At 35.6% G+C, this 19,189-nt stretch carries 11 protein-coding genes; 3 read left to right on the top strand and 8 right to left on the bottom strand.

What is annotated here, in order from left to right; translation table 11 throughout:
• From RMR19_RS00065 to RMR19_RS00085, 5 genes are all read right to left on the bottom strand, one after another.
• Window positions 1-2,517 (bottom strand): CBM96 family carbohydrate-binding protein (locus RMR19_RS00065; protein WP_310601506.1); only part of this gene is annotated, 2,517 nt, incomplete at its 3' end.
• 245 nt (window positions 2,518-2,762) lie between these two features.
• Window positions 2,763-3,302, bottom strand: a complete 540-nt coding sequence (locus RMR19_RS00070; RefSeq protein ID WP_310601507.1) for a cysteine hydrolase family protein — start codon at window positions 3,300-3,302, stop codon at window positions 2,763-2,765.
• Window positions 3,303-3,451: 149 nt separating this feature from the next.
• Entirely contained in the window at window positions 3,452-4,606 is a 1,155-nt protein-coding gene (locus RMR19_RS00075; RefSeq protein WP_310601508.1) for a glycoside hydrolase family 88 protein, read from the bottom strand.
• A gap of 132 nt (window positions 4,607-4,738) precedes the next feature.
• Window positions 4,739-5,641 carry a glycoside hydrolase family 43 protein gene (locus RMR19_RS00080; RefSeq protein WP_310601509.1) on the bottom strand — a complete coding sequence of 301 codons (903 nt, stop codon included), beginning with the start codon at window positions 5,639-5,641 and terminating at the stop codon, window positions 4,739-4,741.
• Between the two features lie 117 nt (window positions 5,642-5,758).
• A complete protein-coding gene (locus RMR19_RS00085; protein WP_310601510.1) occupies window positions 5,759-7,195 on the bottom strand; it encodes a glycosyl hydrolase family 28 protein in 1,437 nt (478 codons plus the stop codon).
• 546 nt (window positions 7,196-7,741) lie between these two features.
• On the opposite strand from RMR19_RS00085, the gene RMR19_RS00090 reads away from it, so the two are divergent.
• The 3 genes from RMR19_RS00090 (at window position 7,742) to RMR19_RS00100 (ending at window position 10,331) form a co-directional block, all read left to right on the top strand.
• Complete coding sequence (locus RMR19_RS00090) at window positions 7,742-8,305, top strand: Uma2 family endonuclease (protein ID WP_310601511.1); 564 nt, start codon at window positions 7,742-7,744, stop codon at window positions 8,303-8,305.
• Between the two features lie 266 nt (window positions 8,306-8,571).
• Window positions 8,572-9,132, top strand: a complete 561-nt coding sequence (locus tag RMR19_RS00095) for an RNA polymerase sigma factor (protein ID WP_310601512.1) — start codon at window positions 8,572-8,574, stop codon at window positions 9,130-9,132.
• Window positions 9,129-10,331 (top strand): hypothetical protein, encoded by a 1,203-nt coding sequence (locus RMR19_RS00100; protein WP_310601513.1) that lies wholly within the window; start codon window positions 9,129-9,131, stop codon window positions 10,329-10,331. The genes RMR19_RS00095 and RMR19_RS00100 overlap by 4 nt, the downstream gene beginning before the upstream one ends.
• Window positions 10,332-10,459: 128 nt before the next feature.
• On the opposite strand, the gene RMR19_RS00105 is transcribed toward RMR19_RS00100, so the two are convergent.
• From RMR19_RS00105 to RMR19_RS00115, 3 genes are all read right to left on the bottom strand, one after another.
• Entirely contained in the window at window positions 10,460-14,827 is a 4,368-nt protein-coding gene (locus RMR19_RS00105; RefSeq protein ID WP_310601514.1) for a discoidin domain-containing protein, read from the bottom strand.
• 462 nt (window positions 14,828-15,289) lie between these two features.
• Window positions 15,290-16,861: a DUF3502 domain-containing protein gene (locus tag RMR19_RS00110; protein ID WP_310601515.1), complete on the bottom strand. Its 1,572-nt coding sequence runs from the start codon at window positions 16,859-16,861 to the stop codon at window positions 15,290-15,292.
• Window positions 16,862-17,181: 320 nt separating this feature from the next.
• Window positions 17,182-18,837, bottom strand: a complete 1,656-nt coding sequence (locus RMR19_RS00115; RefSeq protein ID WP_310601516.1) for a GGDEF domain-containing protein — start codon at window positions 18,835-18,837, stop codon at window positions 17,182-17,184.
• Window positions 18,838-19,189: the final 352 nt, after the last annotated feature.

Genomic DNA, 19,189 nt, shown 5'->3' on the forward strand with positions numbered 1-19,189 from the left:
CCAGTTTCCATTTGCCACCATTGGTGCACCTAAATCTTGAATTACTGGATAGATTACATTTTCCATCATAGATTGATAGTTTTTGAAATCTGTATCGCTATAGCCAGAATATCCACCATGATAGTATCTTACTATTTCTGCTGCATTATTTAATTTAAAACCATTGATAGCCGCTCCAAGAATTCGATCTCTTCCATCTACGATTTTTAAATCCGACCATGCATTTAGAATATTTACTACCGTATCCGCATAAGCAGAATCACCAGTAATAACCCATTGCAAAGCATTAAAATACGCCGCATTCGCTGATTGTTCGAAATCAGAGATGTTACCATGCCCTGCAGGTTCTCCTCTTCCAATCGCATCATATGCTTTTATTGTAAATGAAGTTGAATTTAAGTTGTCTGCTACTGTAGATTGTAACTTCATGTAATCAGAATACCAAGGCTCTTCCTTCTTCTGTACATGCTCTCTCATAGCATCTAATTCTGCTTCCGTATGTGAGATACCAGGATGGTTAAAGATACAAACTTTAGCTATATCACTTTGACTATTCAAACCATTCGTATAGATTACTTCAATTTCATAAGTTCCTAACGTAAGGTCTGTAACTGTCGCATAGAGTTTTCCGTTTTCTGTTGTAACTACAGAACCATCTACAGTATAATGTGAAGTATCTAAATCTCCATCTACTGGATACCAGTAGAGTTCTGCTTGATTTCCTTCTACTTTAGACAAAACTTCTAATTGGTCATAATCAGAAACATCTTCAAATTGAAATTGATAGCTTTGCATCTGACTTGCAGAAGTACATAGACCTTCTGTTGTTGTCATACGCACTGGCGCAGTTGAAAAAGAAGGGTCATCACGTAGGTTTAGCAGATGGCTAGATATCGTATAGTAACCAGCAGTTTCATAATAATCAATATAGAATCGTTCGTTCCAGTTTACCTCATCTGCTTGTGCTTGAATCTCATACTTTCCTGTTGCATTCAAGTTATAATAATTTTTACTTGCATCGGATTCTTCAAAATAATTTTGAATCGTTAGATATTTATTATTGTCTAAGCATTTTATCGCAAATGTTGTTATAGATGAACCATAGTTTTCTAATTCATAAGACGGATATGCATATTCGGATATATATACAGCAAATATACTTCCCTCACTTTGAATATCCGTTGTTTCAAAACTTTTTCCATCTTGAGCTAATTTCAAATATTGTCCTGTCTTTGCTTTAATTCGAACTGTTTTCTGAGCAATAGAAGCACTTTCAAGATACGTATCGCCGCTTTTTTGAACCGGCATTGCCTGTGGTTGCTCTTCATTTTTCATTCTAACAATCATATAAAGAGGACTTGTAATACTACGAGTTGAATAGATTTCACTAGCATCAATTGTACTTGTTTCAACATCCTTTGTTGTAATATGCAACGTAATCACATTCTTGCCCTTACTTCTTGCATCTACCAATAATGATGTTAAATCCATTTGAAATGTAGCTTTTTTATCCCATTCCATCGTATAGGTTTGAGAATTTGCTAAATCAACTGGACGGTTTTTGTAAGTAATATTGTTTTCATCCCATTTTATCTTTGTTTCTGTTTCTGTGCCTTCCTCTCTCAGATACTCACCTGCTTGAGTCACTACAATTGTATTATTCGCATGCGTCTGTGTAACATACAATATCATACTTGCAACTTCATCAGCATCAATCTGTGATATATTAAATCGAATATATGCATGTCTTCCTTTTCCGATAATCAATTTATCTGCTTTGCTTGTTATCATTGCTTTACTACTATTGGCTGATGCTGAATCTACGAATGCATCATTTAGAACATATTCATCTGTGTCTGGTATTACTTCTACTTCTTTTAATAGTACTTGCATACTCAAAGGTGTAGTTGTATCGCGCGTTGAATAGATTTCATTCGCTACACCATTTTTACTATTATCCCCCTCTATTGCAATATGTAACGTAATCTCGTCCTTACCTGCATTTTTTGCATCTAATAGCAATGATTTTAATTCCATTTGCGATGTCGTTCCATTCCACTCCATCGTATCACTTGGGCTACCCTCTATATCATTGGGACGATTATCAAATGTAATATTATTTTCATTCCACTTTGTCTCTGTCTCAATTCCATTCTCTGTCAGATACTCACCTGCCTGTGTCACTACGATTGTATTCACATTTGCATTCGTCTGTTTCATACACAATATCATACTATCAACTTCATTCGCATCAATCTGTGACAAATCAAAACGAATATAAACTTGTCTTCCTTTTCCGATAATCAGTCTCCCTGCTTTATTAGGGTCTGCATCTAACATTACTTTCCCTTTATTAGCCGCTGTAACCAATCCCTCATCTACATATGCATCATTCAGTATATAACTACTTGTCTTTTCCTCTTCTGCCTTAACAACAACGCTAGGAATAAAACTCATGACAAATAGTAATATTGCTAACATAGAACTTAGTATCTTTTTTCCTATTTTTATACCCATCTCTTTACCCTCTCCTTTGATGATGTTTTCATCTATAAATAGTTACCATGATACCTTTGTATTGTAGCAATTTTTCAAACGCAAAAGTGCTCCTTTTTTAAGATGTTAGTACTGATTTTTAAGAAACAAAAAACTCCAAATAATTTATCATCCATGGATAAATTACTTAGAGTTTTTTCACTTACAAAGTAACTACTCTTTTATATCTTTCTTCAGCGTAATTAACTTCAATCTTTATTCATTTCTTATTCTTCCACAATCTCAATCTGACACATCTTCATAGCCTCTAATGCATTCTTATGGCTTTGCTCTGTAACTCCAGCACAGCAAGAAGCATCAACCTTTACTGGCATCTCTGGTAAGAATGTTTTTACTAATAATGCATTGGATATTACACAGATATCCGTACAAACACCAACTAATTCAATCTCTGTTACATCATTGTATCGTCCTGCCATTAAGTCTTTTGCTAACTCTTCTGAGCCAAACGTTACTTTATCATAGCATTTGCATTCAGCTACTGCAATTGCTTCCTTGATTTCATTACAAACTTCCCAGCCTTCTTCTCCTTTAATGCAATGCTCTACTGGAAGGTTTTTACCCTCTTGCGTTTCAAGATAATTCTTAGCATGGGTATCTCTCGTGAAAATAATTGCATCATCATTTTTCATATAGTGTTGAATCTTTTTTACTACATTAGGAATTATTGCTACTGCTTCCTTTGTACCAAGTGCTCCTGTTATAAAATCGTTTTGCATATCGACAACTATTAATAATTTACTCATATATTACGCTTCCTTTCATTAACCATTCGTAGCTATCTATTATTACCAATTCTTATGAAATTGATTATAACATAGACCATAGAACTTCCACAAGCATAACACTTCAGGACGATACCCCCTCCCATCATTAATCTTATCATATCAAACTTTTACCATAGGAATATATCATTTCCGTTTAGTCTAAACATAGCTTCCATAAAATAATAATCTCCATAGATAATTGAGAAATGATGTTTCTTATCATGATATGCCGCTGTACAATTCGTAAGTATATTATCATTGTCCTTGCTGAAATCACTTCGCTTTTCATATAATGTCTTCAAAAGTTTTATCGCTGGCTGTAGATACAATTCCCTCTCACATTCATCTACCACTCTGGAAATCTCGATTAATCCGCAAGCTGCAATTGCTGCTGCACAAGAATCTTCCCATGCGGGCTCTTTCGGTTGTCTAAAGTCAACTGGTATAATTCCATCCTCTGGAATATTCGCGATAAAATAATGTGCAATCTTCTTCGCTGTATCCAGATATTCTTGCTTTCCAGTATGCATATAGCTAATCACAAATCCATACAATCCCCATGTTTGTCCTCTTGTCCATGACGAGCCTTTCGCATATCCTTGTCCACCATGATCGGTTACAAACTCCCCTGTGAATGGATCAAACTCAACAATGTGTCGTACCGAACCATCCGCTCTAACAAATGTGTTCATTGCTGTATCCGCATGCATCATAGCAATTTGTTTAAATCTAGGATCATTGCTTTCTTCACTTGCCCAATAAAGTAATGGAATATTAAATAAGCAATCAATAATTGCCCAACCTCTCGTATCCTTTGTTTCATCTTCTAAATCATTCCACGCTCTTATAAACTTTCCGACGGGATTAAATCTTCCAGCAAGAATTGTCGCTGCATGCATTGCACGTCTTTTTGCATCTTCATTTTTTGTTAATCGGTAATTGGCAACTGCTGTTGGTAACCACATAAATCCTACATCATGATGAAGACCATAAAAATCTTCAAAACATTTGTCTAGTAATTCCTCATTGTATCTCGCAATTTGTGCATATTTCTTATCGTCTGTTTCATGATACATTAACCATAACATACCACCCCAGAACCCATTCGTCCACCAGTTTAGTCCATCATCAAGGTTAAAAATTATCGTTGTATCAGCTCTGTTGTCATGTTCTCCATCAATCGTTGTATAAGGGATTTTATCTTTTGATTTCTCACTAAGCCAATCCATCTTTTCTTTTATTGCAGCAGTCGCTTCTCTAATCCATTCATTTTCTTGAATCATTCTCTCTTCCACCTTTCCTTTTCCATCACTTAAATTATTAATTGCGAAACTCTCAATATACTTGACTGTTTCTTGATTAACGTACAATAGCTAAGAAACTTAGCCACATATAAAAATGGAGTTTCGCCTCTACTAAAACTTATCTTGCAATGCGTCGTATTCCTCATCACTTATGGCGATTATTCCACCATGCCTTTTTTTCGTACTGCCAAAACTGTAGTCTTTTTCCTCAAGTACTCTTACCTCTGCAGTTTCTAAGTCTTCAATAACGATAGGAAGATAACCTTTTCCTGTTCCGTACTGGTCTACAACCAAACACCACTTTCCATCTGGTAACCGAAAACATTCAGGACCTTCTACTCCTAACAGTTCATTTAATTTAGAATTTTCAATAAGGATAAAATCTTGTCCAGCCAATTCATCTCCACATTCAGCAATAATATGCTTATTACTCTCATCTTTAGAAAAACGATAATATTTCCCATTATCAAAGATTATTGTTGTATCAATAATTGCGTTCTCTTTTTCAATATATTTTTGTAGTGATGTAAACTCCCTAAAATCCTTTGTATATGCCGAATAGATACGGTGTTTTCCTTCCGCTTCACCCTCTTCTTTAACAAAAGATGCCCAGAAAACAAAAAATGCTTCTTCCTTTTTATCATACACTGCTTCTGGTGCCCAAACACAACCTGCTTCTGGTATTCCTACTCGACATGATTTTGCTTTTCCCCAATCAATCAGATTATCTGATTCCCATACAATAAGGTCTCTACTCCCATTTTTACACGCACTTTCCCAGCCACCTTTACGCTTTCCTATACATAAATCAGTCGCTATTAAGAAGTATTTTCCTGTTGTAGGTTCTTTCACAATAAACGGATCTCTAACTCCCTTATCACCTAAATCTGAATATAATATTGGCTTTCCTTGATTTAAATCCTTCCAATGCAAACCATCTTTACTAATACTAAAATAAATTTGCTCTCCATCTTTCTCTTCACCAATAAAATGAACGAATAAATATCCTGCCATATTTTCTTTTACCCTTCTCTTACTATTCTCTTCTCAAACACCCTAGATTTGTCTGAGAATTCATTGCGCTGTTCTGTACCCCAGCTATCATCACACAGTAAATTTTTTCTCGTAAAACTAATCTGCTAGCGTGACATTCTCCACATACTTGCCTACTCGAATATTACCTTCCTCTAATGTTTTAACTTTAACACCATTACGAACTAAATTTTCAATATAAATATTCTTCACATTGAATTCTTCGCTATATCCCTCAATTACCGATACTTCATCTCTCTGACCTGTGTAATATATATTTTTAAGTGTAATATTCTCAATGCCTTTTCCCGGACATGGGTTATAATCTGGATTAAATTTCACTTGAAAATCAAATATTTTCCCATGTTCAAACGGTTCGATTCTTATATTGTCAAACACAATATTTCTCGCTATATTCTTATCTCCTACATTAATCGCCATGCATCCAAGGTAGCCTGCTTGGTATTCGTGATGCTCTAATATGTCGATATCTTCGAAGTGAATATCCTCTATGATATCTCCCTCTTCTTCACTCAGTCCATGCGTACCCATGCAGATTGGATGCGCCACATCTGCCCATAAGGTAATCCCTTTTATAACAACATTTCTTGTATCGCCGTAGAAACTCCAGCGATGTCCATATACTGCTATACAGTCATCTGAAGTACGTAAAAAGCCACCCTCTACATATATATTCTGGCAACTCATCATATCAATTCCATCACTCCAGCCTTCACAGCTAAAGCTCTTAATATTACGAATTGTTACGTTCTTGCACTCACCTAATGCAACCGTATAATGAGGTGGATTAATTAAGATGCAATCCTCTATCGTAATATTGTGTGAATGGTTCAATTGAAATCCACTTTTTCCACCATATCGCTCAAAATTTGCCAAATATAAAATACCACTTCCATAGATATGAACATCTTCTACATGATCGCATAAAAAGTTGCCAACAACAACAGCTCCCCCCTCCATATAGATATTCGTATGGGAAGGGACTTTGAACATTCCTTCTCCAGCATAATGGATACCTGATTTAATATACAAGGTTCGTCCCTTTGGCATTGCTTCTAATTTAGTAGCTGTCTCTGCTCCAAAACTACAATATTTTTCTGAATTTCCCTCTAATACTAAAACATTTTCTGCGTTCTCATCTGGTATATCCTTTCGGATTTCTCCTGCAAAAAGATGCAGGTTATGAAAACGATCTTTATTTATTTCTATTGATAGATTAGCTGGTTTATCTAATATAAAATTTACTTTCTTCGTTGTAAACTCAACAGGTATCTTCTTACTGAGTGGTCTTATATCCACTCGATATATATATACTTTTGATTCAATCTCAATTTCAATACTTCCTTCAAAGTCTAAGTATGCCATGGATGCCAATCGAACATCATGCATATCCACTTTGACTTGATAGGTAGGAACTTTCAACCAATTTTCTTCTCCAATTGCACGTACTTTAACGACATATCGATCTTGCAGTATTGATTCTTTATGTACTGGATATACTTTTACTTGATTCATACATCTTCCCATACAGTTTCGCAGTTTAACTACGATGCTGTACATTTCCTTTCCTTGGATTTATATAGTTATCTCGGTAATTGCGAAACTCCGTTATGTCTTTGTAAGCTTCTTGATTAGCATACACTAACACAAAACACGCTACTCATCTAAGAACTTCTAGGTGTATACGAACACTATCCAAAGGTCACGGAAACGCCTTCGATTCGGCATCCTGCCTCAGCTCAGGCTGGCTCGGCGTCCATGCCTCGCCTTCCTAAGTTATGCAGTATACACCAAGAAGTACTAAGATGCTTCGCTATCGTTTTTTAGTTATTGTATGCTAATCAAGAAGCAGGCAAGTGTATTGAGAGTTTCGCAATTACTTGTATAGTTATCTACATTCATTTTATTGCAAGCTTACAAAGAATCCTATAGCAATAACATTATATTTCATATACTTTTTCAATAAACGCTTTACTTATATTTGATAACAATTGACTTTTTCCTTTTTGTAACTTATGCTTTAATTAACATACGAATTATTTATAGAAAGGAAGTGCCACTATGTCTGCAATACAACCACAACCAAAAATCACCACATTAGAGCAATACGAAGCCCTTCCAGAAGATAAAAGAGTAGAAGTCTTTGATGGTGTAATCTATGATATGTCCAGCCCATCACAAGATCACCAAACAATCTCCATGGAACTTTCAACCTTACTTAATATCTATATCAAAAGCAAGCAAGGCTCATGCAGAGTATTCCATGCTCCATTTGATGTGAAATTGAACGATACTCCACTTACCATTGTACAACCTGACCTTATGATTGTATGTGATAAAGATAAATTAGACGGAAAACGTTGCAATGGTGCCCCAGACTTCATCATTGAAATTGTTTCTCCTAGCAATCCGTCAGATGATTATATTCGCAAGCTGTACTATTACAATAATTACGGAGTTCGTGAGTATTGGATTGTTGATCCTCGTCGCAAGATTGTAACAGTCAATTATTTTGATGGAAATATGCTCAACATCCAATACTCCTTTGATTCCACCATTAAAGTTAATATCTATGACGATTTGCTTGTCAACTTCTCTGATATTGCCAAACTGCTGAATATTTAGCAAATTTTCTTGTCACACAAACTAAATAAAATAAAAAAAGGTGACCACTCTCATGCTATTTTTCTTTCGAACATAATGCGAATCAAGCCCCTGTCATAATGACAAGGGCTTTTCTTCAAGTACTACGTATTTTATCTTCTCACAGTGGAATGATTTTTCAAAAACTACTCAATAATTTATAAATACTTGTGACGCAGTAGGTTATTTTTCGGTCTATATAGGTGAAAGGTCTTATGACGATACCACTAAGAGAAAGGAGAACACATATGGATGATGGGCAGATTATTGATTTATACTGGGCACGCTCCGAAACTGCCCTAACAGAAACAGCGAGCAAATACAACAACTATTGCCATGCCATTGCCTACAGCATTCTACACAATCACGAAGACTCTGAGGAATGTGTCAACGACACCTACATGAGAGCATGGGACGCAATACCTCCACAACGTCCAAATTGCTTGTCAGCATTTCTGGGAAAAATCACTCGCAATCTTTCCTTGAATAGATATGAAAAGTATAATGCAAAAAAGCGTGGAAGTGGACAAATACCACTGGCACTTGATGAGTTGCAAGACTGCATTCCTGCCACTGACAGTGTCGAGCAGACGATCGAGGAATCTGCTTTGATTGACATTTTCAATCTTTTCCTCTCTTCTCTGCCAACGGATACACGAAAGGTTTTCATGCGTAGGTATTGGTATTTTAGCTCAATTAAGGAAATTGCAAAAGAGTATAGATTTAGTGAAAGCAAAGTAAAAATGATGTTACTTAGGGCAAGGAATGAACTGAAAGAGATTTTGGAGAAAGAAGGTGTTACGCTATGAAAGAAGAAAAACGGATTTTGAATATTCTTAGTCAAGTGGATGAGAGATATATTGAAGAAGCCGCTCCTAGTAAACATGTAGCGAAAAAACCTAGCTGGATAAAGTGGGGTACTCTTGCTGCATGTTTTTGCTTAATTATTGCTGGTGCATCTGTACTATTTAAGCAGGATTTTGAACAGGATTACAATCAAGAGGAAAGTAGCGGGCACACCGTATTACAATGGTCAGACAACTTTCAAGCAGAGGATTATTTTAAATATAATTCAGCAGCTTCAGATGACGTATCAGAAAGCAAATCAGATGCAGCACCTCCCTACGCAGAAACACGATTTTTTTCTGACAATCGAAAGCAGTACGAAAATGACTTTCTAATTCCTATCATCGATAGCCATCCATTGTTTGACTGTGCTGCTCATTACAATTCTGATGGAAGTCTTTTCAGTATAGAACTTTCCTGGCATCGACGTGGAGAAACAGAGGATTACAGTGATTTGACAATCATTGCAGGACACCAAGAGGTTGAGATGATAGAGGATTGTATCTTTGTGGAGATTGACGAACAAGGAAACATTGTAGAACCTACTATAACCGTAACAAACCGTGATGGTATACAGATTGTATCCGAAGGTAAAGCAGGTCAGAAAAAGAAAATTACGTTCCAAAATGAAAGTGGATGGTATCAGATTGTAGGTTCGTGGAATGACGATTATGACTCCATCGTTATGCTATTAGACTGGCTATGGGAACATCCAATTGACTTCACACGGTTTTCTATGGAGGCAGGCGATTGCTACACCAGTGTTTTACTCGATGAATATCCAGATGCTTTTTCTAATTATCTTCCAGATTTTGAATCGTTCGGATTTATTGCATCCGAAACACACCTTTTATTAAAAAATGGTGTTCCTGTTAGTTTTGAAGGACATTACGTTGCCCATGTAGAGGAATCTCTCGTAATGGCAGGCAATTATTACGATGTGCAAGGGCATACAAAGATGCATTGGTGTTTTAACACCGAACCTGATATCTATGATTTGCAAAGATGTCTCGGTGAACTTGATACTATGACCGAAGATATTGTTAAAGATGCGTTGTCAAAAGAAAGCTCTATTGCTTTCACATGGGGAGATAATGTTGTGATTATCTATCCAGATTCACCAGATGAAGCATGGGAATTAATCGCTTCCTTGCAGTCATAATCAAATCGTTGTTTAATGAAAGATAGCACGGCAATGTCAATTTGTTTTTATACTGACATTGTCGTCCTATCTTTTTAAACTAAAAAACAGTTTCTACTTCTGTTTTTCCTATTTCATCTTTAATAATATTATTTACATTCCCCATAAAACGCCAACTCTGCCATGTTTCCAAACCAATTTCCAGCATTATAAACTCGAATATAGCGGTAGTAGCTGTTATCATTAATCGTTAACGTCTGCCACTCTGCTGTTGCTATTGCTGCTGTAGAAATGGTATTGAAATTCACATTGTCATTCGAACCTTGTATTACTGTTCCCTTAATTCTGGATACTTGATCTTGCCTTGCTTGTATCTTTACACTTCGAAGAGATACCTGATTACCAGCTTTAAAATCAAAGGTAATATATCCTCCCCAGCCTTGAACTCCTCCTGAACCGTTGTCTGTACGATAATCGGAAGATGTACTTGCATTATTGTCAAATAACATCAATGTTTGAGTTAAGGTATCCGCTTGACTTCTTCTAGGGGTAGAATCAATTAAATCGGTAATCCCCAACATATTAATAGGGCGAACTACCTCCCCATAAAATCTCAATTCAGCCATGTTTCCAAACCAATTTCCAGCATTATAAACTCGAATATAACGATACGCACTACAATCATTAATTGTTAGCACCTGCCACTCTGCTGTTGCTATTGCTGCCGTAGAGATTGTATCGAAGTTTACATTGTCATTAGAGCCTTGTATTACCGTTCCTTTTATTCTGGATACCTGATCTTGCCTTGCTTGTATTTTTACACTTCGGAGAGATACCTGATTACCAGCTTTAAAATCAAAGGTAATATATCCTCCCCAGCCTTGAACTCCTCCTGAACCATTATCGGTACGGTAATCAGAAGATGTACTTGGATTATTGTCAAATAACATCGCTGTTTGAGTTAAGGTATCCGCTTGACTTCTTCTAGGGGTAGAATCAATCAAATCAGCATTATCTAAAATGTTAATAGGGCGAATTATTTCCCCATAGAATGCCAATTCTGCCATGTTTCCATACCAATTTCCAGCATTATACACTCGAATATAACGATACGCGCTGTTATCATTGATTGTTAACGTCTGCCACTCTGCTGTTGCTATTGCTTCTGTAGAGATTGTAACAAAGTTCACATTGTCATTAGAACCTTGTATTACCGTTCCTTTTATTCTGGATACCTGATCCTGCCTTGCTTGTATCTCTACCATTCGAAGAGAAATCTGATTATCTACTTTAAAATCAAAGGTAATCGATCCGCCCCAGCCTTGTAGTCCTCCCAAACCGTTATCGGTACGATAATCGGAAGATGTACTTGCATTATTGTCAAATAAATTCTTTGTTTGATTTAATGTATCCGCTTGACTTCTTCCAGTGGTAGAATCAATTAAATCCGTAATATCCAAAACATGTTCAATGAAATCAGACTTATCAACTAGAAACAGCTTGGAATTATCCGTTGTAACGCTTATCGTGTCTCCTGCGCTTCCATCCTGTCTATGGTAGTCTACTGTAAACGTAACATTACCTGCTTCTACACCTTTTGTCATAGAAGCAACTGCTGTCCAGTTTATATTGTCTGTTGTAGTAAGCATTGCAGGCAAACCTTGAATGGTAACCGCCATATCCTTAACGGCTTCCCTCGTCTGAATCGTCAGTTTTGCTGTATCACCTAGCTGAATTCTTCCAGCAACACTTTGGTCTGAACTAATAGAAACCGAAGAAATCATGTTTCCAGCATCATATCGCACACCCCATAATCTTAGCTCACCTAACTCAATATTCATTTGAGCAGAATTATGGATAATATCACGCTGAGGATTAATTAAAAATATTTTTAGATAGCGATATTTCTCATTTTTATATTTTTCATCAACAGGTATAATGGACATCTCTGGAGTAAACGCTGTCTCTCCAGGCGTTAAGCGAGTCCAATTTTCATTGTCATTCGAACCATATAGTACACTACCTGCCGCACGGTCAACAAAATTCATTCTGCTTTGCAATCCAAATTTACTGATTGAAACCTTGTAATCAACACCAAAGTCAATCGTATGCCATAAGTTTTCACGACCATTTTTGAAACCTCCAAAAGTAGCATTATCTCCATCAACAAGCCATGATAAATCCGTGCCTAACGTAGACGTAACAATCTTGGAATAATCAATACTGCCATCCGATAAAAGCGGTGTTGTTAATTTAAGATTCTCTACTGCAATTCTAAGTAATAGTAATTGTTCACAAAATTCCTTGTCAGATGCGGTATTCATCTTGCTTACTGTTTCTTTATGTACTTTCTTAAACTCCTCAAGTGATGGATACTCATAACTTATAGTTGCATTATATGGAGCAAGTACTTCTGTAATTGCAGTATTTCGGTTCGCACTTACAGAAATATTAACATTTCTTGCTGTTACCGCTACTCCATCAGAAGCTGCAATAATAAAGGAACTCTTCCCTGCTTGCGTTGGCTTCCAAGTAAATATACCAGTATTTTTATTCAAACTAGAACCTTGTGGCATTGAAAATCCTTCATAGGTAACTACATCCTTTGCATTGGAATCTAAGGCTGAAAAATCCATATCAAGAGACACACCTGAATAAACGAATACATTTAAATCGGACGTCCCTGTCTTAAATACTGGTGGTGTCAATACGTTAGCAGCATTAGCATCAATACAATCCATATCAACGGTAACTCCTGATGCACCCTTTATCGTAACAGGAGCAAAATCACCGAAATTCCCTGTGACAGTGAAGTATTTCCATTGCCCATTTGTATTGGATACTGTCAGTGTCTGCCCTAACATTTCTAACGTAGCCGTACCATTTGAGCGAAGTTTTACCCCATACGTTTTTGAACCCTGACCTAAACTCAAAAGTACAATCTTACTTCCTGCTCCTGATGCATTGAATCTGATATATGTAGTATTATTCTCTGTTAACGTTTTTGTACTGCTATCCAAACTTGTATAGCGATCTTCTACCTCAATCAAACTACCACTTGAATTCAAATTTGGAAGAAACTTTTTCGCATCTGTTTCGGCTTCTGCTGGTAAGTAAAGCCAGAAATCTGTACCTGCATCAACGTTTTCCCAACCACTTGCAGTAGGTGCAAGTTTTTTCGTAAAGGCTTCATAATAATATGGAGCTATTTTTGACATATCTTGCTTTTTTACATAGGTGTAGTAAGAGTACAAATCCCAAAAGTTAGCCGTTTGAAATCTTCCCCGATACTCAAGTGAAAATCGATTATAGGTATCTCGTATCGTTCCATCCCCCGCAATCGAGTAAGCAACAGGTGTCCATTCTGTTTCATATCCAAGCATATACTGCCAGAAAAATTCCGCCGCACCCAAAATTCTATTATCCAAAAATTCATAAGGGCCAACCGCATTACTACTTGTTGACACAGTACCTTTCGCTGGATCAACTTTTGTTCCTTGAGCAAGTAGCATTCGATTAATAATCGCAGCATTCGTTAAATCACCAGAACCATGGGCTTGATCCCTTCCCATCTCCACATGCTGAACATGACCTGTAACTTTTGTTCCTTGTCCTATTTTATTTCCTACTACAGCGATTTCATCAACCCAACGGAACAGTTGCTTAATAGAACCATTAAATCCTTGATCATTGGCAGTACTGTTAACCGTATACCACTCAACAGCTTCATTATATCTTGTTCTGTTGCCAGTAAAGATATATCCTGACATTGCTCCAATCAATGGATACATATGCTGATTCATAAAGTGATTTTGATCATGTTGCAACGTTTCAATCATTGGATTTATTAGATTATTCGTAAAGTTCTTTGTATCCGTATCTGTCCAATTCAAGTTCTCTGTTGTACCAGCTGCAGATACATACGTCTTATTGTTACAACTTGAGTATCTTAAAATCTCTGCTGCCATTAACATACGGTTTAGAGGTATTCCCGAATGAATACAAGCATCTGTATAGTATGTAAACTGTGCTGGATCCATCTGAGACCAGATACGAATAATGTGCAGTGCGTTTGCTCTATATATGTCAGCACCTGTGATGTAATATAGCAAAGCCTGTGTATAAGCTCTGAGGGCATCTGTTATAAACTTCGACTGGACACTTTGACTATTAAAAGCTACCGTTGCCGCTACTGCTGGATTTGCTGCACTTTGATTGTTAGATACAACATTTGCACTAGCAGTATTTGAGGTTAGCATGGCATTAAAATAGGTGTTCCAAGGTTCTGCTTTTGCTCTTACCTTAGTTCTTACATTTTCAAGTAAATCCTTTGTTAGTCCGACACTTGGATGCTTAAATCCACTGGCATCCGTTACTTCAGTAATCTTTGGAAAATAATTTGTAAAGATAGATGTTTCTTCTGCACTTACATAAACGGGAACTCTTATACCAATGGTCTGTACAAGTAGTGCAACTAATATTACAACTGCGACAAATCTTTTTTGATATTTCCTCATTTATTTTCCTCCCAATCAATCCCCAACCACAGTTCAAGTGGTAGTGTACTATTTGTCCTAAAAGGACTGTTTACTTGATAATATAATCCCTGCTATCCTTTGCCCGTTTTAACCCCCTCCTCTTTCTATGTGAGAACACATAATGACAATTTATTATAGCTATTTTATTCACAATTTTATATGCAAATATTCTTGTATTTAGTGCACTTTTTATAGAACTTATCAAAAACCAAATATTTATTTCATGATTTCGAACAAAACATAGCAATAAATTAGATGTTTTTTCGTTTATTCAAACAAAATCATTCCAAAAAACATTCATTCACCAAAAGCTTTATATCAATTACCTCACAGAACGTTTTTTTCATATGCATAATTCTCTATGACATTCTCGTAAGAGTTCGCCCATGTTGGGCGAACGAAAAAAGCAGCCAATTCATTGGCTGCTCCTCATAAAAATAATTACTTTAATGTATTCTTATATTCCTGTAATGCTTGTTCTATTCTTTCCATGTATATATTAATTCCAGCATCGTTTAATTTACTAATTGCATCGTTCAAATCCACGTCTATGTTGTCCGTATTCCCACACAATAATGGCTGAAAATACTTCTCTTTCACTTCATTCATTTTATTCAGAATACTATCTACCGAACTTAAATCAAACGAGAATCTGTCAATTGGACAATATGGTACTTCTTTTGCTAATCTGTCCCCTTTTTCTATCATAGGATCATATACTTGTTCTGTCCAAACTTTATTCGGTGCTTCCAAGCTAAATTGCATATAATCATCACTTGCTGCTGTCCAGCCTGGATATCGATTCGTCTCTTTAATACCATCATAATTAAGAGCATTATCCTTCGTATTATAATGAATTCCTTCCACACCATAAACAAGTAAATTATAGTACCGACTATCTGTGTGCACTTTTTCTAATAGACGAATTGCAGTATCTGGATGTTCTGATTTACTTGGTATCGATATCACAGATCCTCCTTCTCCCGTTGTTGCATATACAGCTTCTTTGTCAATCATATAGCTAAAAAACCCAAACTCCCAATCTGGATTTGTTTCATATAACTTAGGAATAAAATTTTTATTGCAGCTCCATATTGGTGCATTCGTCTCACAAGGTTTTCTATCCTTCTTCATTAATTCCAGTCCTAACGAACCTTCATTATCAGAATATACAAGTAGGTTAGGGTCTATGATACCATCATCATACCATTTTTTTATATATCTTAACACTTCCTTAAACTCAGGTGTTTCCATTCTTGATACAGGAACGTAGGGATTCTCAACAGAAACCACGAAAAATGGATTTTCTAATATTGTGGAAATCTCAATATAGTTATCTCCCGCAATCATAGACCATAAGCCAGTCCATATACGGTTGTCCGTAATTAATGCTTCGTCAGCATAGCGCTCATCCTGCTTTGCACGATAGAGGTATGCCTCCATCGTTTCTAAATCCGTAACAGGTTCTAATCCCCACTCTTTCCTTAAATCTTCCCTATAAAAAAATCCCTCCGTTATATCTGTATACAATCCACTAAATCCTAACTGTGGAATTCCATAGAGTCCTCCGTTAATTTCATAGTTTTTTAACGCATTCTCTCCCTTTTGCAGATAATGATTCACCAAATCAGGAACAATGTCCAAATATTGATTTAAGTCTATGAATGCATTTCGTACCGTTAAAGATTGGTAATCAGAAAAAACTCCTCCCGGTATAAAATCGTACTCTCCCGAATTTACTGCTATATTGATTTGTTTCTTCTCATCCCCCCACGGAATGAATTCAAATCGCAATGTGCAATTTAACTCTGGAATTGTTAATGCATCTAATTGCTTATATAACTCGTCCATCCCTTCTTTAGGTTCTTTCCCGATTGTAATAGCCTTTAACTTAATAACATTTTCATAGTCAACACTATTTGTTTCTTCATTCCCACCATTTTGCTTACAGCCATTCATAAAACAGCATATAAATATCAAAATTATTATTCCCCAACTTTTGCTACGTTTCACAATTCCACCTCTCATATCCTTTTTTGCATCCTAACTTTGTATAAATTAGTATGTTTTGCACAAAACACACGTTATAGCAAATGATTATTTTGTGTATTTTTATAGATATTATATCATACTCATTCCCCCCTAACAATGTATGAATCAAAAAAGACTTTTGCTAATTCTATCCACCTTCTAGCAAAAGTCTTTTGTTATCATGTTGTTTTTAACTTTAATACGTTAATGCAAATATTTAATATACTTATATTACCTCTTTTTCAGAATTTCAGCTATAATATAAAACCTTGATATAGGGTAATTTTTTATTTTATTCCATTTTATTGATTTACAGAATTGGTTTTTTTATATTTTTTCTTTTCAATTTTATCTGTATACATGGCATTGTCTGCTTTGACAAACAGTTCTTCAAAACTATCCACCTCTACATCATTCCATACTGCAACCCCTTTTGCAATACTTAACCATTCCTCTTGCTTCATATCCTGATTATACTCTTCAATCATCAAATCCAGTTTCTCTGCTAATACACTATATTCTTTTAGATCATTTCCTTCTAATATCACCGCAAATTCGTCTCCTCCGATACGATATACACAACTCTTTGAGAAAACTTCTTTTAATATTTTGCATACATTAATTATCAGTTTGTCTCCGTACTGATGACCAAGACTATCATTTGCTAATTTTAGATTATTAATATCTACTACAAGAATTCCTGCTATTTCTTGCTTTAGTAATCGTTTCTCTAGTCCCACAACATATTCATTAAATGCAGTACGATTCTTTGTTCCTGTCATAACATCTGTATATGCTAACTCTTTATATACTTCCATTCGCATATTTTTCTTATATAGCTCTTTAATAATCTCTGTTAAGTAAACAAACTGACAAAATACATAGATTATAAAACATACTTTCATAAATATTGTCTGTTTGAATATTCCCATGTAATTGAAGACTACATCCGAAAAACCTCCAATCGCTAACAACACTGGAGCTAACAGAATCTGAAAACGTTCCTTTGCAGGACTTTTTATTGCTTCATATATAGAACATAATACTGCAACAACTGCACAAACACAGATCTGCACGTCAATTGCTAACACATAGTCATAATAATCCGTATTTCCCATAAACTGTCCTATTGTCATTACCAGTATAAATAAAAAATTAATTATTCCTGCTATATGCATAGCAATTCTGCCTTTATTCTTCATTCCAACTGCAAGATAGAACATAAGGCACCCTAGCATCGCCATTAATAAGATAATATCTAGGCAATTATTAAACACAGGATAAGGATAAAAGAAATTCTGCACTCTAAAATCGATAAAGCTCCAAGCTCCACATGTAATCGCTAACCCCGAAAATATAATTAAGCGATGTTGCTCTATCTGTGTTGTTGGATTCTTTATCGAAAAAAGCACACTGATAATCCCTATTCCTATTATAAAAAAGGATAAGAATACGTTCCACATATCTCCTCTTATATATTTTAGTACAACATCTGCATCATCACCAACGGATAAATTCTCTAAAAAAACTGAAAATGTACTATCCACATGATTATTATATATGTTCGTTAGTTCAAGTGTTATTGTATCTGCAGTGGAAATTCCATCACACTCATAAAACTGCCATAGATTTCCCGCTGATTTTGCCAAACTTGGAAAAGTCCCCTCTTCTCCAAATGCATACACTTGTTCTCCATTCACTGACATCTTAACTTTTGTGTTATCAATACGCATAATTATGTTCTTGCCTGCTTCAATATCTCTATTAAAGTGTCCTGTTATAACGATTTTGTTATGTCCTTGCATACTAATAAGTTTATTATTCTGTAATGTATACGTATTACTTTCCCCATTAACCGTATACTCTCCAATAATATTTAATTTTGTTATATCGAGTTTTTCTGTATATTCTTTCTCTTGGATTCTTTCGTATACAAGCCCTATTACTGATACGAGCATGACAACGAATACAATTATAATATATACTCTCGCTATACCCCGCTTTTTTTGTGATTCACTAACCATTTTTCTGCCCTTTCTATGCTGTTTCATTTATATCAGTTTACAACATCTAATGGCAAATTCCAATACCATTTGCTTTTAATAAAAAAAGACCACCTTCACATTAAGAGCTTTTGAGATTTTTTCTTAAATTAGGATATTATAAGACAAATAAAGTGCCAAATTAGGATATTGAAACCCTTTGCTTTGGCACTTTGTTAATATTTCGTTATGACCAACCTACCCATTGTCCCGAAAAAATCTTGAATTAACCATTTAATCTTTTTTCTTTATCTATAATTAAATCCAC

Origin of the sequence: Anaerosporobacter sp. (genome assembly GCF_031551385.1) — a bacterium.
Classification (GTDB): domain Bacteria; phylum Bacillota; class Clostridia; order Lachnospirales; family Lachnospiraceae; genus Anaerosporobacter.

Bases quoted from the DNA above. Each gene is read 5' to 3' on its own strand.
- RMR19_RS00070 (WP_310601507.1), bottom strand. From the start codon at position 3,302: ATGAGTAAATTATTAATAGTTGTCGATATGCAAAACGATTTTATAACA.
- RMR19_RS00075 (WP_310601508.1), bottom strand. From the start codon at position 4,606: ATGATTCAAGAAAATGAATGGATTAGAGAAGCGACTGCTGCAATAAAA.
- RMR19_RS00080 (WP_310601509.1), bottom strand. From the start codon at position 5,641: ATGGCAGGATATTTATTCGTTCATTTTATTGGTGAAGAGAAAGATGGA.
- RMR19_RS00085 (WP_310601510.1), bottom strand. From the start codon at position 7,195: ATGAATCAAGTAAAAGTATATCCAGTACATAAAGAATCAATACTGCAA.
- RMR19_RS00090 (WP_310601511.1), top strand. From the start codon at position 7,742: ATGTCTGCAATACAACCACAACCAAAAATCACCACATTAGAGCAATAC.
- RMR19_RS00095 (WP_310601512.1), top strand. From the start codon at position 8,572: ATGGATGATGGGCAGATTATTGATTTATACTGGGCACGCTCCGAAACT.
- RMR19_RS00100 (WP_310601513.1), top strand. From the start codon at position 9,129: ATGAAAGAAGAAAAACGGATTTTGAATATTCTTAGTCAAGTGGATGAG.
- RMR19_RS00105 (WP_310601514.1), bottom strand. From the start codon at position 14,827: ATGAGGAAATATCAAAAAAGATTTGTCGCAGTTGTAATATTAGTTGCA.
- RMR19_RS00115 (WP_310601516.1), bottom strand. From the start codon at position 18,837: ATGCTCGTATCAGTAATAGGGCTTGTATACGAAAGAATCCAAGAGAAA.